The sequence below is a fragment of the Halomonas sp. AOP43-D1-4 genome (genome assembly GCF_052446175.1).
In the GTDB taxonomy this organism is placed as follows: domain Bacteria; phylum Pseudomonadota; class Gammaproteobacteria; order Pseudomonadales; family Halomonadaceae; genus Vreelandella; species Vreelandella citrativorans.
Genome location: NZ_JBQSVY010000004.1, coordinates 68377 through 88167 on the forward strand (window position 1 = coordinate 68377; position 19791 = coordinate 88167).

A 19791-nucleotide genomic window follows, 5' to 3' on the forward strand; every position below is an offset into this window, starting at 1 on the left:
GAGGGACATGGCATGCAGCAATTGAATCCTTCCGAGATCAGCGACATCATCAAGCAGCGAATTGAGAAGCTTGACGTCGCATCTGAAGCTCGTAATCAGGGCACCATCGTAGGTGTTTCCGACGGTATCGTGAAAATTCACGGCCTCGAAGACGCCATGTTTGGTGAAATGATTGAATTTCCTAACAGCGTTTTTGGCATGGTACTTAACCTGGAGCGTGACTCCGTAGGTGCTGTTGTCCTGGGCGACTACCTGCTGCTTGAAGAAGGCATGACCGCGAAATGCACCGGTCGTATTCTTGAAGTACCGGTTGGTCCTGAGCTGATTGGCCGTGTTGTTGATGCGTTGGGTAACCCCATCGACGGCAAAGGCGATATCAACGCTAAAATGACCGACGCGGTAGAAAAAGTAGCGCCTGGCGTTATTACCCGTCAGTCGGTTGATGAGCCGATTCAAACCGGCTTGAAATCCATCGACGCCATGGTGCCGATCGGTCGTGGCCAGCGTGAGCTGATTATCGGCGACCGTCAGATCGGTAAAACTGCCATTGCCATTGATGCGATCATCAACCAGAAAGGCAAAGGCGTTACCTGTGTCTACGTTGCCATTGGTCAGAAACAGTCGACCATTGCCAACGTTGTGCGCAAGCTCGAAGAGCATGGCGCGATGGAACACACCATCGTCGTTGCTGCGGGCGCTGCCGATCCGGCTCCGATGCAGTTTCTCTCCGCGTATTCCGGTTGCACCATGGGTGAGTACTTCCGTGACCGTGGCGAAGACGCGATGATCGTGTATGACGATCTTTCCAAGCAGGCAGTGGCATACCGTCAAGTATCCCTGCTGCTGCGTCGTCCGCCAGGCCGTGAAGCCTATCCCGGTGACGTGTTCTATCTCCACTCGCGTCTGCTTGAGCGTGCGGCACGTGTCAACGTCGACTACGTTGAGAAGTTCACCAACGGTGAAGTGAAGGGCAAAACCGGTTCCTTGACCGCGCTGCCGATCATCGAAACCCAGGGTGGCGACGTTTCTGCGTTCGTTCCGACCAACGTGATCTCGATCACCGACGGTCAGATATTCCTGGAAACCAGCCTGTTTAACTCCGGTATTCGTCCGTCGATTAACGCAGGTTTGTCCGTATCGCGCGTGGGCGGTGCTGCCCAGACCAAGATCATCAAAAAGTTAGGTGGTGGTGTTCGTCTGGCCTTGGCTCAGTACCGTGAACTGGCTGCGTTCTCGCAGTTTGCTTCTGACCTTGACGAAGCGACCCGTAAACAGCTTGAGCACGGTCAGCGCGTCACCGAACTGATGAAGCAGAAACAGTATTCGCCGATGTCGGTTGCAGAAATGGCGCTGTCTCTCTACGCCGCTAACGAAGGTCACATGGATGATGTGAGCGTCGATAAAGTGTTGGACTTCGAACGTGCCCTGCACGATTACATGAAGTCTGAGCACGGCGACCTGCTCGACAAAATCAACCAGACCGGCGACTACAACGGCGAGATTCAAGATGGCTTGAAGTCGGGTCTCGAGAAGTTCAAGGCGACTCAGAGCTGGTAATGTCCGGCCCGCCTGTGGGCGGGCTTGCCTACTTTCTGAGAGTCACGAACGAAAGGTAGATCGCTATGGCAGCTGCAAAAGAGATACGCACCCAGATCGGGAGCATCAAAAATACGCAGAAGATCACCAGTGCCATGGAAATGGTGGCTGCATCGAAAATGCGTAAAGCACAAGATCTGATGAAGGCTGGCCAGCCGTATGCCAAGCAGATTCGCAACGTCGTAGGCCACATTGCTGACGCTAACCCCGAATATCGCCACGATTACATGATCGAGCGTAACGAGGTGAATCGCGTAGGCTACATTGTGGTGTCTACCGACCGCGGTTTGTGCGGCGGCTTAAACGTCAACCTGTTCAAGGCCGTGGTGAAAGATGCCCGTGTCTGGAGCCAGGAAGGCGCTGAGCTGGACTTCTGTGCCCTTGGCGCGAAAGGCAGTGCTTTCTTCCGTAACTATGGCGGCAACCTGATTGCGGCCAAGAGCGGATTAGGTGAAGCACCTACGGTCGAGGGTCTGATCGGTAGTATCAAGGTCATGCTCGAAGCGTACGATGAAGGACGTCTTGACCGCTTGTACGTGGTGTATAACGAATTTGTTAATACCATGACGCAACGCCCGGTTGTACGTCAGCTTCTTCCGCTGTCGCCTGATATGGGCGCAGACGCTAAACATGACGAAGAAAACGCCCGTCCCGGAAGCTGGGACTACCTGTATGAACCGGATGCCAAGGCGTTGCTAGACAGCCTGTTGGTTCGATTCATCGAATCGCAGGTGTATCAGGCGGTAGTCGAAAACGGTGCGTGCGAACAGGCCGCCCGAATGATCGCTATGAAGAGTGCCACTGATAACGCGGGCAACCTGATCGACGATCTGGAGATGGTTTACAACAAGGCCCGTCAGGCTGCCATCACCCAGGAAATTTCTGAGATCGTCGGCGGCGCTTCAGCCGTATAACGCCTAGGGAGCTGCCCAATAAAGCGGCTCCCGGCAGACAGGTTTCATTTGCAGGTTTTTGAGAGGAACCAAGATGAGCGGACGTATCGTACAAATCATCGGCGCGGTGATTGACGTAGAGTTTCCGCGGGACTCTGTGCCCAAGGTCTACGACGCGCTGAAAGTCTCTGAAAAAGAGACTGTCCTCGAAGTCCAGCAGCAGTTGGGCGACGGCGTGGTACGCACCATTGCCATGGGCTCCACTGAGGGCTTAAAGCGTGGCTTGGACGTAGCCAACACAGGTGCCGCGATTTCCGTACCGGTAGGTAAGGAAACGCTGGGTCGTATCATGAACGTACTCGGCGAGCCGATTGATGAAGCGGGTGAGATCGGTGAGCAAGAGCGTATGCCGATCCACCGTAAAGCACCCAGCTATGCCGACCAGGCAGCCTCTAACGAGCTGCTGGAAACCGGTATCAAGGTTATCGACCTGGTCTGCCCGTTTGCCAAGGGTGGCAAGGTTGGCTTGTTCGGCGGTGCGGGTGTTGGTAAAACCGTTAACATGATGGAGCTTATCCGCAACATCGCCACCGAGCACAGCGGCTATTCCGTATTTGCCGGTGTAGGTGAGCGTACGCGTGAGGGTAACGACTTCTATCATGAAATGACCGAATCCAACGTTATCGATAAGGTATCGCTGGTTTACGGTCAGATGAACGAGCCGCCCGGTAACCGTCTGCGCGTTGCGCTGACCGGTCTGACCATCGCTGAAAAATTCCGTGATGAAGGCCGCGACGTTCTACTGTTCGTCGATAACATTTACCGTTACACCCTGGCCGGTACAGAAGTATCTGCACTGCTTGGCCGTATGCCGTCTGCGGTGGGTTATCAGCCGACGCTAGCCGAAGAGATGGGCGTTCTGCAGGAACGTATCACCTCGACGAAATCAGGCTCAATCACCTCCGTACAAGCGGTATACGTACCGGCGGATGACTTGACCGATCCATCTCCGGCAACCACCTTCTCGCACCTGGACGCGACCGTTGTACTGGCCCGTTCCATTGCTGAGCTAGGTATCTACCCGGCCATCGACCCGCTGGACTCAACGTCTCGTCAGTTGGATCCGTTGGTGGTGGGTGATGAGCATTATGCGGTTGCTCGTGGCGTACAGAACGTACTGCAGCGTTACAAGGAACTGAAGGATATTATCGCCATTCTGGGTATGGACGAGCTGTCTGATGAAGACAAGCTAGCCGTTTCCAGGGCGCGTAAAATCCAGCGCTTCTTGTCGCAGCCGTTCTTCGTGGCTGAAGTATTCACTGGCTCACCCGGCAAGTATGTTTCTTTGAAAGATACTATTCGTGGTTTCCAGGGTATCCTGGACGGTGAATACGACGATATGCCCGAACAGGCCTTCTACATGGTTGGCTCCATCGACGAAGCGGTCGAAAAAGCCAATCAGATGAAGAAGTAATCCCGTTTATTAGGGGGATTCGCTATGGCGAATAGCTTCACTTGCAATATCGTCAGCGCTGAAGAGTCTATCTTCTCGGGCAGTATCGAGATGGTGGTAGCTGCCGGGATGATGGGTGACTTGGGCATTTTGCCGGGTCACGCCCCGCTGCTGACCGAGCTTCAGCCGGGCCCTGTACGGGTGATCCACGATGGTGGCAAGGAGGAACACTTCTTTGTCTCCGGCGGCTTTATGGAAGTTCAGTCGGATGTCGTGACGATCCTTGCTGACGCCGCGACGCGGGCCAGCGACCTCAATGAGGCCGCTGCCGAAGAAGCGCGTCAGGAAGCGCTGAAAGCCTTTAATGAGAAGTCATCGGAGCTGGATTATACCCGTGCCTCCGCTGAACTTGCCGAAGCCGTTGCACAGCTGCGTACGATCCAGCAGCTGCGCAAAAAGGCAGGTAAAGGCTAACACTACGCGGTAAGCGTGAATAAAACGCCCCTTGAACCCGTTAGGGTTTAAGGGGCGTTTTTTTTGTCTGGTACACTTGTTATAAGCATTTAGTAGCATAATGCTTGTCAGCACTGACTCGTCTGCAGAGAAGGAGAACGCGATGTCATTGAACGATGAAATCTTGCAGGAATTAAAAACCGAGCTGCTGGACGAGCTGGTCAAAGAGGAACCGAAAAAAGAGCTATTATCCGAACGATTGGCCGAAATTCGTTCGGCAGATATTGGTGAGGTGCTTGAAGAGCTTATCGAGGAGGACGAAGAGCTGTCCGCAGCGCTTTCAGTGCTCGATATACTTTCTACAGAACGCGCCGCTAATGTGCTTGGCTACTTGCCAGGTGAAAGCCAGCTGGAAGTCGTGGGTGAGCTAAAGGACACCCAGGTACTTAAGCTGTTGGAAGAGATGGGCTCTGACGAACGGGTGGACCTGTTCAATCTTCTGGATGAGGATCGCCGAGAAGCGCTGTTACGGCGCATGGCACATCAGGAGCGGGAAGACCTCAAGCGGCTGGCAGGCTACGAGGAAGGTACTGCAGGCGCCATTATGACCTCTGACTATGTGGCGATAGCCAGTGGCATGACGGTGTCTCAGGCAATGATGCGCGTACGCCAGACCGCTCCGGATGCAGAGACGGTCTATCAGCTCTATATCCTGGACAACGATGGCAGGCTGATTGGCACGATGTCCCTGCGTCAGCTGATGATTGCCAGGCCCGGCGCGTTGGTTGACGACATCATGATCAAGGATGTGATCAGCACCGCTGTGGACGAAGCGCAGGAAGAAGTAGCTCGTATCGTGGCTCGTTATGATCTTCTGGCACTGCCGGTGATTGATGCCGAAAACCGTATGGTGGGTATCGTTACTCACGATGATGCGATGGACGTGGCGGAGTCGGAAGCCACCGAAGATATCCACAAGGGGATGTCGATTGGCCAGTTGGAAGATGGCGTTAGCCGTGTATCGCTGTGGAGCCTGTACCGTAAACGGGTGACGTGGCTGGTAGTACTGGTTTTTGCCAACTTGTTTTCTGGCGCGGGTATTGCTCACTTTGAAGATATTATTGCCGCCCAAGTGGCGCTGGTATTCTTTCTGCCCTTGTTGATTGGTAGTGGCGGTAACGCAGGCGCTCAGGCGGCAACGCTGATGGTTCGCGGTATGGCAACCGGTGATGTAGGCGTTAAGGACTGGAGCAAAATGCTCGGCCGTGAGCTGTTGGTAGCTGGCTCCCTGGGGCTGACCATGGCCATCGCCGTTGCCCCTATCGGGATACTGCGAGCAGGCAACGAAGTCGCTATTATTGTCTCCCTCAGTATGGTCACTATCGTACTGTTTGGCAGTCTGTTAGGCATGTGCCTGCCGTTTGTACTGGAGCGCTTCAAGGTCGACCCGGCAGCTGCCTCAGCGCCGCTGGTCACCACCTTGATTGATGCCACCGGGGTATTGATTTACTTCTCTATTGCAACAGTAATTCTTACTAGCTTATAGCGAACAGCCGGTTAGCGCTTCACCCAGCCACGGCGGATAAGCGGCGCGAACAGCCAGTGATAAAGGCGCTTGGCGACGTGCTCATAAACCGGTAGCACTAGCCAGGCGCGATTGAAACCCACCAGCACAGCCATAACGGCTGACAAAAGGGCAGCGCCTGCCATGTCCTGGGGAAAGTGGACGCCCAAAAAAATTCTTGCCCAGCCGACGGGAATGGCCAAGAGCAGAAGAAGGCTGCCGATACGTCGGGTGTAGCGGTGCAGCATCAAGCTAAAGGCCATGGTTAGAATGATCGTTAGATGATTACTGGGAAAGGCTGGGGTTGGCGCATGGGCCATTAACGTAGTGCCTACCGGTACCGCAAAGGGCCGGGGCATCGGCCACAGCATCCCGATGATGCCACTTATCGCTAAGGCCAGCAGCGTCGCTATCAGTGCCTCCAGCAGTGGCTGCTTGAGCTGTTCACCGCCGCGCAGCCAACCGACTACCAGCAGCGCAGGTAGTAGCCACATCAATTCAACGGCGCATCCATGAGCAAACATGACCAGCCAGGCAGGGGTGTCAGCGGCGGCGTTGAGCCTTTCAAACAAGGTAAGGTTAAGCGCATTCATTACGTACTGAAACCATAAGGCCCGTCAGGTGGTTGAGTATTTGGCGTTTAGCGAACGGCTAGCGCATCGCGCTACTGGCCGCTCGGGTGATAAACATGACTTCCACATGACCGAGCCACTCGATATCACTGGCGAGCGCTTTGAGCTGGCTAGCCAAACATTGCGGGGGCTGATGTACCGCATCGCCGATAATCAGCGATACGGACACTTTGTCATCCAGATAGTGCAGTTGAAGCTCGTTTAACGTGCGCCACACCGGATGCGCGTACCAGCGTTGGTCAAGCGCGGCCTCAACTTCCGGGCGTAGTGGCAGGCCAGGCATTCGGCTGGGGTCCCCTTCTCCAGCGTCATCTTCAGGGTCAACATGGAAAATAACGTCGGTGAGTAGCGGAAACTCATGGCGTAAACGGCGGCTGACCTCATTACCTATCTCATGGGCTTCTGAAACGGTGATTTTAGGCCCGACCACGACATGCAAATCCACCATTACCCAGCCTGCCGACTGGCGAGTACGAAGGTCATGCACGCTATCCACGCCCGGTACGCTACAGGCTACGTCGTGCATTTGGCGCTGGGTGTCTTCAGGCAGTGCGGTATCGACTAATTCCCGCGCAGACTCCCAGAGTAAATCCCAGCCAACCTTGCCTATCAGCAGGCCAACCACAATGGCGGCAACGGCATCCAGCCAGCCCAAGCCAAACTGAGCACCAATCAGTGCGACCAGCACCACCGCAGTAGAAAGGGCATCGCTACGGGAGTGCCAGGCGTTAGCCTCCAGCAGTTTGGATTTTACCCGCTTGGCGACGCGCATGGTGTAGCGAAAAATCCACTCTTTACTGATCAGCGCAATAAACGTAATCACAATCGCCACGATGCCAGGCGCGGTGACTTCTGTGCCGCTAAACAAGCGCTCCAGGCTTGACCAGGCAATACCGCCTGCCACAAAGATCAGTACGCTACCCAACAGCAGCGTGGTGAGTGTTTCGATGCGCCCGTGACCATAGTGATGGTCGTTGTCGGGCTCCTGACGCCCGTAATGAATGGCGGCCAGTACAAAACCATCGGTGATTAAGTCGGAGAGCGAGTGGATGCCATCGGCAATCAGTGCGGCAGAACCCACCCAAAAACCGACCACCACTTTGACAATACTAAGCACACCATCCAACCAGGCACCGATATAGGTGACGCGCTTGGCTTCCTGATTATCTAGCTCGTGGTTGGGAACCACTGGCGTTTCAACGGTCTGAGTCATGGAATACCTGACAAGGGAGCGCTTTCAATAAAGCATTATTGTAGCGCACTGCAATATGATCTCTTAAGCCCTTTGTTCTAAGCAGGCTAATACGCAATACAAAACGATGGCAGCCATGGCGGACAATCCCCTAATGGAGGTGTATCCTTATGCGCCATTGTCATTCAACCACCCTTTTGATGTATAGGATGACCCATGGAGTGGCTCCAAATAGTGGTACTTGCCGCTGTGCAAGGGATAACGGAATTTTTACCTGTCTCAAGCTCGGCGCACTTGATTTTAGTACCCGTATTAACCTCTTGGGAGGACCAAGGGCTTGCTTTTGATGTCGCGCTCCACTTGGGCAGTTTAAGCGCGGTAGTGGTCTATTTCCGGCATGAAATTTGGCAAATGATAGCGAGCAGCCTGGCAGCGCTGCGTGGCCGGGGGATCAATAAAGATGCCAGGCTCGCGATCTGGGTCACGCTTGCCACGCTGCCTGTGTGTATCATCGGTTTTCTGCTTCGTGATGTTATCTCGGTGTATATGCGCTCCACGGTTATCATCGCGCTCAGCCTGATTGGCTTTGGCCTGTTACTGGGGTACGCCGACTGGAAAAAACGCGGTACCCGCAGTGAATACCAAATGCAGCTAAAAGATGTGCTGATCATTGGCGGCGCCCAAGCGTTGGCGCTCATTCCGGGCACATCACGGTCAGGGATTACCATCACCGCCGCCCTTCTGGTAGGTATGAGTCGTGAAGGGGCTGCGCGGTTCTCCTTTTTACTTTCCATCCCGGTAATCGTACTAGCCGGTGGGTTAGAAGCCGTTGAACTTTTACATCAGCCCCAGTCAGTCGATTGGCTATCCATGGCGGCCGGAACGCTATTGTCCGGTGTTATTGCGTACCTGTGTATTCACTATTTCCTCGTTATTATTAAAAAAATGGGGATGCAGCCTTTTGTTGTTTATCGCGTACTGTTTGGTGCGTGGCTCCTCTGGTTTTTTTACATGTAGAGTAAGCTCATGACCCTATTTATGCCTGAATCAATACGGTTAACAGTAAAAGCGGTATGCATTATGTCGCTGTTACTGTTGGTTGGCTGTTCGGAAAAAGATCGTCCTTTGGAGTCGCCTGTCCGTTTAGAGGGCGGCATCTTTGGCACGTTTTATCAGGTAACCATTAGTGACCCGCTAACCCAGGAGCAAGCCAGCCATCTGGAAGCCGGTTTTTTGGAAGAGCTTGAACGTGTTGATGTGTCCATGTCGACGTATAAAGATGACTCTGAACTAAGCCTGTTTAACCAGGCGCCGCTTAATGAGTGGCAGCCACTTTCCAACGAGCTAATTGAAGTACTGGCGATAAGCCGCTCGGTGTCTGAACAAAGTAACGGCGCGTTTGATATGACCGTTGGTGGTCTGGTCAATTTATGGAGTTTTGGTCCTGAGGCTCGCCCGCAAGAAGCCCCTTCGGAGCACCAGTTGGCCGAGCGCTTGGCCGAAGTGGGCTTTGATGCTGTAGCGATCGATACTCAGGCCATGCAGGCGCGCCGTGAGCGTGATGTTTATGTGGATCTTTCCGGTGTCGCCAAGGGGCATGCAACCGACCGCGTGGCAGCGTACCTAAATCAGCAAGGGATAGAGGGTTATTTAATCAACCTGGGGGGAGATATGCTGGCGCACGGCTATCGTGATGATCGAGAGACGCCTTGGCGCGTAGGCATTGAAACACCGCAAAGTAGCGTGCCACAAGCACAGCATATTGTGCCTCTTCACGATATGTCGGTAGCGACCTCAGGGGATTACCGCAATTACTTTGAGGCTGATGGGCAGCGCTTTTCACATACCATTGATCCACGTACCGGGCGGCCTGTCTCGCATAATCTTGCATCGGTATCGGTTTTCCATCCATCCAACGCCTGGGCCGATGCCTGGGCCACCGCGTTATTGGTAGAAGGTAGCGATACCGGTATGGAAGTGGCCGTTGCGCAGAATCTGAGTGTATTAATGCTGATCCGCGATGGCGACCAGTGGCAGAGTATTGCAAGCCCTGCTTTTGTTGATGAGTTTGGCGAAGAACTCATCAATGAAAGCGGTATTGGTCAGTGGGCGTCTCCTAACGTGCATCATACAGAAGAAGGGTAATGAGAATGCAAAAAGTGCTAGATGTAGTGATTCTCGCAGCGGGTAAAGGCACGCGGATGCGCTCACACATGCCGAAGGTGCTTCACTCCTTGGCGGGCAAACCCATGGTGTCGCACGTGTTGGAAACCGCGGCGAGCCTAAGCCCTGCACGTACGCAGGTCGTCATTGGTCACGGCGCAGAGCAGCTGCGTCACGCATTGGCGGATGAAAACGTCACGTTTGCCGTGCAAGAAGAGCAGAAAGGCACGGGGCATGCCGCTGCTCAAGCATTGAATGAACTGGGTGACGGCATTGTTTTGATACTGTATGGCGATGTACCGCTCATTCAAAGTGAAACGCTGACAGCGCTGTTGGCCCATGTGAACGAACAACAGATGGGGCTGCTGACGGTTACGCTGGACGATCCAACGGGGTACGGCCGTATTGTGCGCAATGCGGCGGGCGATGCGGTGGCGATTGTAGAGCAAAAAGATGCCAATGACGCCGAGCGTGCGATCACCGAGTGCAACACCGGCATCATGGCGATGACCAGTGCCCAACTGGCGCGTTGGTTGCCTAAGCTTTCCGCTGACAATGCTCAGGGTGAATACTACCTGACCGATGTGATCGAAATGGCGGCTAAAGAGGGGATTAAAGTTTGCACCGAGCAGCCAGCTCACGCCGTTGAAGTAGAAGGGGTTAATAATCGTGCCCAAATGGCGCGGTTAGAACGCGTTTACCAGGCGCGCCAAGCGGACCTGTTAATGGAGCAGGGCGTGGCACTGGCTGATCCTGCAAGGATCGACGTGCGCGGAAGCCTCACCTGTGGTCACGACGTGTTTATTGACGTGGGCTGCATTTTTGAAGGTGACGTGACGCTGGGTGATGGCGTTAGTGTAGGGCCTTACTGCGTGATCAAAAACAGTGCCATCGGTGCTGAAAGTAGCATTGATAGCCACACTGTTATTGATCAAACGAAGATGGCTGGCCATAACCAAGTGGGGCCTTATGCGCGCCTGCGCCCCGGTACGCGCATGGCGGTTAATGCCAAGGTGGGCAATTTTGTAGAAACCAAAAACGCTGAGGTAGGCGAGGGCAGCAAAATTAACCACTTAAGCTATGTTGGCGATGCCCGCTTGGGGCGTGACGTTAATATTGGTGCGGGCACAATTACGTGCAACTATGACGGCGCTAATAAGCATCACACTGAGATCGGCGATTATGCCTTTATTGGCTCTAACAGCGCACTGGTAGCCCCGGTTAGTGTGGGGATAGGTGCAACCATAGGCGCTGGATCCACCATAGCAAAAGATGTCCGTGAGCATGCCTTGGCGGTGACGCGAGGCAAGCAGCTGGAAAAGGCCGATTGGGTGCGTCCTGTTAAAGCTGGCAAGTAAACGCGCGGTACATCGCTACTTTAATTTTCCTGGGAGAACGGTTTATGTGTGGCATCGTCGCTGCTGTAGCGCAACGTAACGTGCAAGACATACTGTTGGAAGGGCTTAAGCGCCTGGAGTATCGCGGTTACGACTCAGCGGGCATGACGGTGTTGAACGATCATAACCAGCTTACTCGTCATCGCGCAGTGGGTAAGGTCGCAGCCCTTGAGAACGAGCTGAATAGTGCACCGCTGCCGGGAGCGTCAGGGATTGCTCACACGCGCTGGGCAACTCACGGAAAGCCTTCAAAAGCCAATGCCCACCCGCACCATAGCGGTGACAGCGTCAGCGTGGTGCATAACGGCATTATTGAAAACTACGAATATATAAAAGAGACGCTGCAGGCAAGTGGCTATACGTTTAGCTCGGAAACCGACACCGAAGTCATTACGCATTTGCTAGCGGACAAGTTGCAGAGTGGCCTCAGCTTGTTTGAGGCAACCCAGCAAATTGTGAATGGTCTGGGTGGGGCGTATGCGCTGGGCGTTATGAGTGTCAAGGAGCCGGGCATAGTAGTAGGTGCACGTCAGGGAAGCCCGCTGGTGGTAGGTGTGGGTATGGGGGAAGCGTTTTTAGCCTCAGACCCGCTTGCCTTGCTACAAGTAACGGATCGCTTTATTTATCTGGAAGAAGGCGATGTGGTCGAGTTAAGTGAAAAGGGTTCTATCCGGATTGTCGATAAAGATGGCAGCTCAGTAACACGGTCGGTACACGTTTTTGAGCATGGTGATGGTGTTGCCAGCAAAGGCAATTATCGCCACTACATGCTTAAAGAAATCTTCGAGCAGCCCACCGTGATTGAGGCGGCCCTGGAAGGGCGTTTGAGCGCGGACAGTGTGTTGGTCGAGAGCTTTGGTCCTGATGCTCAAGCGCTTTTCCAGAAAACCCGCCAGGTCCATATCATTGCCTGTGGTACCAGCTATCACGCAGCCATGGTGGCCCGCTACTGGCTTGAACGTTATGCAGGCGTGCCGGTACAGGTTGAGGTGGCCTCCGAGTATCGTTACCGCCACCCGGTCGTACCTTCCGATACGCTGTTCGTAACGCTCTCCCAGTCGGGTGAAACCGCTGACACGCTGGCGGCACTACGTTTTGCCAAGACCTTGAACTATGTCGGTTCGCTAGCTATTTGCAACGTGCCGGGAAGCTCCCTGGTGCGTGAATCAGATATGACCCTGATGACCCGCGCAGGCCCGGAAATTGGCGTTGCCTCCACAAAAGCGTTTACCACTCAGTTGGTAGCACTATTGCTTCTGACGCTGGCGATAAGCAAAGCGAAGGGGCAGGAAGAGCATGCAGGTATTGTGAAGGCGCTGCATTCGCTTGCTGATATTTGCCAACAAGTACTGGCCCTGGACAGCCAGATTGAGCAGCTCTCCCAGGCGTTTGCTGAAAAGCACCATGCGCTGTTCTTGGGCCGTGGTGCGCACTACCCGATTGCACTGGAAGGCGCGCTTAAGCTTAAGGAAATCTCCTATATACACGCAGAAGCGTACCCAGCCGGTGAGCTTAAGCACGGCCCGCTGGCGCTGGTAGATAGCGAGATGCCGGTGATTTCCGTCGCACCCAATGACGACCTGTTGGAAAAGCTAAAATCCAACCTGCAGGAAGTCCGTGCCAGGGGCGGCCAGCTATTTGTATTTGCCGATGAGAACGTGGGTATCAAGCCGCATGACAATATCCGAGTCATTGAGCTGCCGCATATTCACGAAGCCTTGGCACCACTTTTATATACGCTTCCTCTCCAGCTTTTGAGCTACCACGTCGCAGTGCTTAAAGGCACCGATGTCGATCAGCCGCGTAACCTGGCGAAAAGCGTGACTGTGGAGTAGACCACTGCTGTCTGGTATCAAGCGGTTCGTTGAATGCTCTTACGGCAATACCCTAAAGGTTGGATGAAGTATCCAACCTTTAGGGGCGAGAATGGTTTGCTGGTTAGCATAATGTTCAGTGTGATCCGCCTATTACTCTACGTTTTCGTTCGCTTCTAACGTGTACCGAGCCTCGCAAGTGGCGAGAGTACCGCGTGCCACACTTTTTCTTCCAAATGCGGCAGCTGGCTTTTCTCCAGCTCGGTTAGGCCGTACTCATCCGGGTTTTTCAAAACGTCATAAAATTTGACGATACGGCAGTCGTAGCGATCACCACCAAGCTTCTCATTGACAATATAAATGGGTAGGGCCTGAAGGTTAGCCAATTCTATAGCATCGTAGACCTTCACGATGTCGAATTTAACAATATAGGCAAGCTTTGAATTGCGGCTTTCCGGGTGATAGCTGACGAAGTCACCGAACGCGTAAACCACCAGTGCATCTTGCTTGCCTTCGCGCGGGATAAGTTCCGCTGACTGGCTGACATGGGCGTGATTGCCAAGAATGGTGTCAACACCGCAGTCAATCACCTTGTGGGCGGCTTCTCTGATATTCACATGCGGGTACATCTCAAACTCCCACCCCCAGTGGCAGTAGGCGATAATCCAGTCCGCGCCCTTCGCTTTCGCTGCCACCACCTGCTTCTCAATCAGTGAGTAATCAGGGGCTGGATTAGCATCATTGAACCGAACGATATTAATCAGATAGGGCATATCGGCGGGAATATCTTTTTCGTAACCATTGAGGTCGAAGGTGTATGCCAGCAAGGCAACTTTGATGCCGTTTTTATTAATCACGACGACATCATCCTGTTCAGCCTGGCTTGCGGCAGTGCCAGAATAGTAGGCGCCTGATTTTTTGAGCACATCGAGGGTGGCAAGTACACCCTGTTCGCCCCAGTCCATGGCATGGTTGGTCGCCGTGCTGAAATAGTTGATTTTTGCTTCGTTGCGAAACTTCTGGAACATTGTCTCAGTGGTATTCATACGCGCCGGTTGTCCCGATGCTTGGGTGCGCCCCACGAGACTGTTCTTGTCAACGGTGGATTCCAGGTTAGCGCTGACAATATCGGTGGTGCTGTAGAAATCGGTGATTTCATCAAACAGATGAGGTGTGTTGTCTGGTGTTAGAACATCGACGGCAAGCAGATCCCCCGCGCATGAAATAGAAGTTTTCGAAACAGGATAATTATTAGGGTGATCGACAATTCGGAAATCCAGTACCCGTGACGCAAATAAGCCCTCTAGTCCTGACCCTTTTTCAGCCACTTCAAGTTGATTGAACCAGTAGCGGTAGAGCCACTTGAGCTTTTGGAAGGAGTTTTCTGAAATATCATAAACGCTGGTTTCAGGCTGTGGGTAGTGGAGATCGTCGTAGAAAATATAGCTTACCAGGAGGAGTGCTTGTCGGATTAAGTCTCGCCTATTTGTTTTAATTGTGCCGATAATATCTTTAGGTGGCAGTCCTTTAGGCATTACGCTTTCAATATCATTAAGCGTAATGCCTCTACTTAAAAGGTTAGGATCAGCCAATAGTGGCTGAAGCATCGCCAGGATCTGTGTTGGCCTCTTTGCGACCATCCAGCCGCAAAGCGCCCGAAAGAGCTCCTCTTCCTTGGGAGTGATGGTTTCGGGCATGTCTAAGTCACCACGTGCTACGCTCTGCAGCGTTGCGATCACTTCATCTTCATTCCCCTCAAGGTAATCCTTAAGCTTTTGCAAGATGTCATGGATATTGTCTAGATATGCATCCATCAGCGGACTCCTTTTTTGTTTGATGGTCTTTTACAGGAGGATATTTGCTCTTTGAGTACATGGGGGACTTATCCAGCGTACTATCGCGTTAGTGAGAGCGTGCTTATTAACGATGCTAACGATTGATACATACGGTGGCGTTACACACACTGGCATCCTGTCTTAAGTAATACCAGCGTTGTTATAGCGGCTGAACGACGATCTGATTTTTTAACAGCCATTATTTCTGTGATCTGCTGTCCTGAAAAAAGAAGCGTATGGCCCATTGAATGAGCAAACGTAATAAGTTGTTCGGACACTATAAAACAGCGTTACAAGGTGCGACAATTAGGCGCACCTTGCGAGTCAGCGCTGCGTTGCAGCAGTTTATTAGCGTGCTTATCATGGTGGCACGCTCTCCCCCCACATCTGTCAGGATCACGCTGTCATGAAACCACAAAACGTCCTTGCACCTCGGCTCTCAGCTCGCCGGGTCGCTTGGTTGTTGATTGCTCTCTGTGCTGTTGTCTTTCCTTCCCTCTCTTATGCCGCTGCTGGCCCACTGAATTTAACGCTCTCTCTTGCCGGTATTACGTGTGTGGGTATCTTTGTACTTGCCTATGCTCTGGTAATGTCTGAAGAGCTTCTCCACATGCGTAAATCCAAGCCAGTTCTGGTAGCGGCGGGGCTTATTTGGGCCATTGTGGCATGGGTGTATGTGCAGGCCGGTATGCCTGAAGAGGCTGAAATCGCCTTTCGGGAAACGTTGCTCGAATACACCGAACTATTGCTGTTTTTGCTGGTGGCGATGACCTATATCAACGCCATGGAAGAGCGGCGTATATTTGACGCATTGCGTGCCTGGTTGGTGCGTAAAGGGTTTAGCTACCGCAGCCTTTTTTGGATTACCGGTTTTCTCGCATTTGGTATTTCTGCGATAGCCAATAACATGACCACGGCTATGCTGATGTGCGCGGTAATCCTGAAAGTGGCTGAAGGTGATAACAAGTTTATTAGCCTGTGCTGCGTTAACGTGGTGGTGGCCTCCAATGCTGGCGGCGCATTTAGCCCCTTTGGGGATATCACGACGCTGATGGTTTGGCAGGCAGGACAAGTGCCGTTTAGCGGCTTCTTTGTACTGTTATTACCCGCTATCGTTAACTTTATGGTGCCTGCGGTCATCATGAACTTCTTTATTGTTAACCGCCAACCGGCAGCGCTTACTGAAAACGTCTGGCTCAAGCGGGGCGCACGCCGGATCATTGCGCTGTTTTTGCTGACCGTTGCCATCTCCGTACTCTGCCACTCGGTTCTGCACCTGCCGCCTGCAATGGGCATGATGTTTGGTTTAGGACTACTGCAGTTCTTTGGATACTACCTGCGGCGCAGCCTGCCGCGCTCGCTAGAGCGTAAGCGGGTACGTTATTCACGCCGCGGCGACTGGAAAAAGCTGGAGCAGTTAGGCAGCGTGGTGCCGTTTGATATCTTTAGCCGTATCGCACGTTCTGAGTGGGATACGCTGCTGTTCTTCTACGGCGTCGTACTGTGTGTGGGCGGGCTTGGCTTTATGGGGTATTTAAGCCTGCTGTCTGAAACGCTCTACGGCAGTTGGAATCCCATCTGGGCTAACGTTGTGTTAGGGCTGATTTCAGCCGTGGTGGATAACATTCCGGTAATGTTTGCCGTGCTTTCCATGGCGCCCGATATGTCTGAAGGCAACTGGCTACTGATTACGCTTACCGCTGGTGTTGGGGGAAGCCTGCTCGCCATGGGGTCAGCGGCTGGCGTTGCCTTGATGGGCCAGGCACGAGGTATTTATACCTTTATGGTTCACTTGCGTTGGGTGCCGGCTATTTTTCTGGGTTATGCCGCAAGTGTAGCGACACACTTATTTATCAACGCCTCCATGTTCTAGCGGTTGGGTGTTAATCTTTAGGGATTAACACGGTATTGATAGAACACTAAAAAACGCCTCTTACCGTTTTTGGTAAGGGGCGTTTTAGATGATAAATGCTGTTTAACAACAGCTAACGGATACTTTTAAACTTACAGGTCGTGACCGGTAATCACTTGGCAAATATCGGCAAAGCTGCTCGCGACGGGAACCACCGTACTAACTTGCTTACCCACGGTGTTTTGAATATCGGTGGCTGATATTAAGCCACGAATGGTCAGTGCGTTATGGTCGTCGTACTGAGTGATCAACAGGTGCTGTTCAGTTACGTCTTCCATGACCAAGACAAGGTCTTCAATCGTCAGCGCCGAGAGCTGTTCCAGCGTCATTGCACTGAGTTTATCCCAGGAGGTCATGATCATATCCGCGGTTATTTCGTCGCGGTCAAGATTGCGCTGCTGCATGGCCAGGTTAATACGGCGTGTGCCGATCAACTCTTTGGCGGTAAGAATACCGATGCAGTGCTCATTTTTGTCGGTTACAAACAGAAGCCGCACACCGCTATAACGCATTTTGAGATGCGCCTCGTCAACAGACGTATCAGCGGCGACTGAATGAGGTTTCAGCGTTTGAAAGTCGGTAAGTACATCCAGCGCTGAACTTTCAGTCGTTAACTGCTTGGCACTCGGCGACTTAAGGCGGGGAGCGGCGCTGAATTTAATTAACGTTTTAGGTGCAAAAGCCACTTGATTCATCAGGGAACCTCCATTTTATTTGGCCAACTGCTTACTGCCAATCAGCCTGGTACCCTCAGAGTCACAGTTAATTCTTATCGGAACCTTAAGGCTTGAAAACTAGCCTTGGCCGCTGTGGCGATTAAGCGTGACCTGTACGCGCAAACCACCCCCTGGTGCATCATCAAATACCAGGCTGCCCGCATGCTGCGCCACTATCCGTTCCACAATGGATAATCCCAACCCTGACCCAGCGCCGGGGCCTGCGCGGTGAAAGCGCTCTGTAACGGCCTTGCGGGCTGATAAAGGAATCCCCGGGCCCTGGTCATCCACCACTAAAATAATGGCGCTCAATTCCGCCTTAAGCTGAACGTGGATAGTTCCTTGAGGGGGAGAGTGCTGAATGGCGTTGCCCACCAGGTTTTGCACGAGTGCTCCCAAGGTGCCAGGGACTTCGTTTAACGCCCACTGGCCTTGTTCATCGGCCTCTAGCTGCAGCGTTTGCTGCTGTTGCTGGGCGAGGGGAAGTAGCTTGGCCAGTGCGTCACGCACCTCAAACAGCGCATCAACAGGGCGTAATGGCAGGCTTGTTTCATCCGGGTCAAGCCTTGCCAGCGTTAACAGCTGGCTGACCAAATGCGTCGAACGGGCAACGCCTTGGCGCAAATAATGAAGCGACTCCTCACGGTCCTGTGGGTTTTCTGCGGCCAAGGCGTTTTGGGCATGAAGGTCGAGTACGGCAAGCGGCGTGCGCAGTTCATGGGCGGCATCGGCGATAAAACGTTTTTCGCGCTCGCGTAAACGCTGGATGCGCATCAACAAGCGATTGAGTGCACCGGAAATAGTCGCCAGCTCATACGGCAGAGGCGCAAGCTTAAGGGGTTGAAGATTATGTGGGTCTCGGTTGCGGATTTGCTCTGCCATTCTCGACAGCGGTGAAAGCCCCCAGCCGATGCTCCACCACAATAAAGACGTTAAGACGATTAACCCAATAAATTCGGGCAGCAGCGTACGCAGCGCTACCCGCCTGACCAAACGTAAGCGGATATCGTCACGCTCACCCACAATGACCCTGCGCCCCTCGGCAAGCGGAAGCGTATAGGTTTGCCACGTTTGCCCCTGGTACTGTTGCCGGGTGTAGCCACTTTGCGATACGGCAAGCGGCGCTAATGGTGCATCGGTTGAGCGCAGCAGTAGTTCATCGCCTTCCCACAGTTGAAAGACGAGCGCTTCAGGATTGCGCTGCTTGGTTTGCAGCGTATTTTCTACGCTTTGCAGAAGTGCCTGCTGATACGCGGGCGGAATAGGCGCCTGCATGAGCTCACCCAAAAGATGCGCGTGACGGGCAAGGCTTGCATCGTGCAACTGCTGAATTTCGTGCGTGGCGTAACGGTAGCTAACCACGCTAATGACCATAATACTGAGCAGAAACAGCAGCAGTGTGAGCCCTAAGGTTCGCCGGCGGATAGAGTTCACTGTTCGCCTCCCGGCGGTGCTTTATCCATCACATAGCCAATGCCGCGTACAGTACGAATCACTTCAGGGAACAGCTTGCGCCGTAAATGATGAATATGAACTTCAATGGCGTTGCTTTCTACATCCTCATCCCAGCCATAAATCAGGCTGGTCAGTGTATCGCGGGTAAAGACCCGCCCCGGGTGGCCCATAAATTCCTGTAACAGGGTAAATTCGCGCCGTGAAAGGGTAATGACGTTATCCTGATAGCTGACGCTTAGGGTAAGCGGTTCCAGGCGGATGCCGCGACACTCCAGGTAATTATCCAATTGCCCCTGGCTACGCCTTAGTAGAGCCCGTAAACGGGCCTTGAGCTCTTCCACTTCAAAGGGCTTGACCAGGTAATCATCGGCCCCAGCATCCAGCCCCGCTATGCGGTCATTGATACCGTCGCGGGCGGTGAGTACCAATATCGGAATTTGGCTACCTTGGCGGCGTACCGCCTTGATAATGTGGAGGCCATCCAAACCTGGCAAGCCCAAATCGAGAATGACAGCATCAAACGGCTCAGCCTCTTTTAGTGCCATAAGGGCGCTATTGCCGTTATCCAGGTGATCAACCGTATAGTGTTCCGGCTTGAGCGCCAGGCGAATGCCCGAAGACAAGCTGGCGTCGTCCTCAACCAGCAGTATGCGCATGGTGTTAGTCACTCCTGTAGCAACGGCCCGGTAAGAAGTAACAAAAGGTAGCATCGTTAG

The 19791-nt window shown here is 53.2% G+C and carries 16 protein-coding genes and 1 pseudogene; 10 read left to right on the plus strand and 7 right to left on the minus strand.

The annotated features are described in order from the left end of the window. Positions 1–12 precede the first annotated feature (12 nt). From atpA to mgtE, 5 genes are all read left to right on the plus strand, one after another. Positions 13–1557 (plus strand): F0F1 ATP synthase subunit alpha, encoded by a 1545-nt coding sequence (gene atpA, locus ACT3RQ_RS05445; protein ID WP_087107042.1) that lies wholly within the window; start codon positions 13–15, stop codon positions 1555–1557. A 65-nt stretch (positions 1558–1622) separates the two neighbouring features. Further along, complete coding sequence (gene atpG, locus ACT3RQ_RS05450) at positions 1623–2510, plus strand: F0F1 ATP synthase subunit gamma (RefSeq protein WP_444622529.1); 888 nt, start codon at positions 1623–1625, stop codon at positions 2508–2510. A gap of 73 nt (positions 2511–2583) precedes the next feature. Then, entirely contained in the window at positions 2584–3963 is a 1380-nt protein-coding gene (gene atpD / locus ACT3RQ_RS05455; protein ID WP_444622530.1) for a F0F1 ATP synthase subunit beta, read from the plus strand. A 24-nt stretch (positions 3964–3987) separates the two neighbouring features. After that, a complete protein-coding gene (locus ACT3RQ_RS05460) occupies positions 3988–4416 on the plus strand; it encodes a F0F1 ATP synthase subunit epsilon (protein ID WP_444622531.1) in 429 nt (142 codons plus the stop codon). Between the two features lie 142 nt (positions 4417–4558). Further along, positions 4559–5941 carry a magnesium transporter gene (gene mgtE / locus ACT3RQ_RS05465; protein ID WP_444622532.1) on the plus strand — a complete coding sequence of 461 codons (1383 nt, stop codon included), beginning with the start codon at positions 4559–4561 and terminating at the stop codon, positions 5939–5941. Between the two features lie 11 nt (positions 5942–5952). On the opposite strand, the gene ACT3RQ_RS05470 is transcribed toward mgtE, so the two are convergent. Next, positions 5953–6552 carry an undecaprenyl-diphosphatase gene (locus tag ACT3RQ_RS05470; RefSeq protein ID WP_444622533.1) on the minus strand — a complete coding sequence of 200 codons (600 nt, stop codon included), beginning with the start codon at positions 6550–6552 and terminating at the stop codon, positions 5953–5955. Positions 6553–6610: 58 nt separating this feature from the next. Beyond that, a complete protein-coding gene (locus ACT3RQ_RS05475; protein ID WP_444680095.1) occupies positions 6611–7804 on the minus strand; it encodes a cation diffusion facilitator family transporter in 1194 nt (397 codons plus the stop codon). 195 nt (positions 7805–7999) lie between these two features. Between ACT3RQ_RS05475 and ACT3RQ_RS05480 the strand changes: the two genes are divergently transcribed. From ACT3RQ_RS05480 to glmS, 4 genes are read left to right on the plus strand one after another with little or no spacing between them, the layout of a single operon-like run. After that, positions 8000–8800 (plus strand): undecaprenyl-diphosphate phosphatase, encoded by an 801-nt coding sequence (locus ACT3RQ_RS05480; RefSeq protein WP_172118713.1) that lies wholly within the window; start codon positions 8000–8002, stop codon positions 8798–8800. 9 nt (positions 8801–8809) lie between these two features. After that, positions 8810–9928 (plus strand): FAD:protein FMN transferase, encoded by a 1119-nt coding sequence (locus tag ACT3RQ_RS05485; RefSeq protein WP_444640221.1) that lies wholly within the window; start codon positions 8810–8812, stop codon positions 9926–9928. A gap of 5 nt (positions 9929–9933) precedes the next feature. Next, positions 9934–11304 (plus strand): bifunctional UDP-N-acetylglucosamine diphosphorylase/glucosamine-1-phosphate N-acetyltransferase GlmU, encoded by a 1371-nt coding sequence (glmU, locus tag ACT3RQ_RS05490; protein ID WP_444640222.1) that lies wholly within the window; start codon positions 9934–9936, stop codon positions 11302–11304. Positions 11305–11348: 44 nt separating this feature from the next. Then, positions 11349–13178 (plus strand): glutamine--fructose-6-phosphate transaminase (isomerizing), encoded by a 1830-nt coding sequence (gene glmS / locus ACT3RQ_RS05495; protein ID WP_444640223.1) that lies wholly within the window; start codon positions 11349–11351, stop codon positions 13176–13178. Between the two features lie 155 nt (positions 13179–13333). Here the strand turns inward: glmS and ACT3RQ_RS05500 are convergent, their stop codons facing one another. Continuing rightward, positions 13334–14971 carry a CapA family protein gene (locus ACT3RQ_RS05500; RefSeq protein WP_444680096.1) on the minus strand — a complete coding sequence of 546 codons (1638 nt, stop codon included), beginning with the start codon at positions 14969–14971 and terminating at the stop codon, positions 13334–13336. 427 nt (positions 14972–15398) lie between these two features. Between ACT3RQ_RS05500 and nhaD the strand changes: the two genes are divergently transcribed. Further along, entirely contained in the window at positions 15399–16865 is a 1467-nt protein-coding gene (nhaD, locus tag ACT3RQ_RS05505) for a sodium:proton antiporter NhaD (RefSeq protein ID WP_172118710.1), read from the plus strand. Between the two features lie 131 nt (positions 16866–16996). Here the strand turns inward: nhaD and ACT3RQ_RS05510 are convergent, their stop codons facing one another. From ACT3RQ_RS05510 to ACT3RQ_RS05525, 4 genes and pseudogenes are all read right to left on the minus strand, one after another. Beyond that, complete coding sequence (locus ACT3RQ_RS05510) at positions 16997–17599, minus strand: CBS domain-containing protein (protein WP_444622503.1); 603 nt, start codon at positions 17597–17599, stop codon at positions 16997–16999. Between the two features lie 99 nt (positions 17600–17698). After that, complete coding sequence (locus tag ACT3RQ_RS05515) at positions 17699–18130, minus strand: ATP-binding protein (protein ID WP_444622514.1); 432 nt, start codon at positions 18128–18130, stop codon at positions 17699–17701. A 108-nt stretch (positions 18131–18238) separates the two neighbouring features. After that, a pseudogene (locus tag ACT3RQ_RS05520) lies at positions 18239–18994 on the minus strand (sensor histidine kinase N-terminal domain-containing protein); the annotation flags it as partial. A 56-nt stretch (positions 18995–19050) separates the two neighbouring features. Then, positions 19051–19731, minus strand: coding sequence for a response regulator (locus tag ACT3RQ_RS05525; RefSeq protein ID WP_444627715.1), 681 nt, complete (start codon positions 19729–19731; stop codon positions 19051–19053). Positions 19732–19791 lie beyond the last annotated feature (60 nt).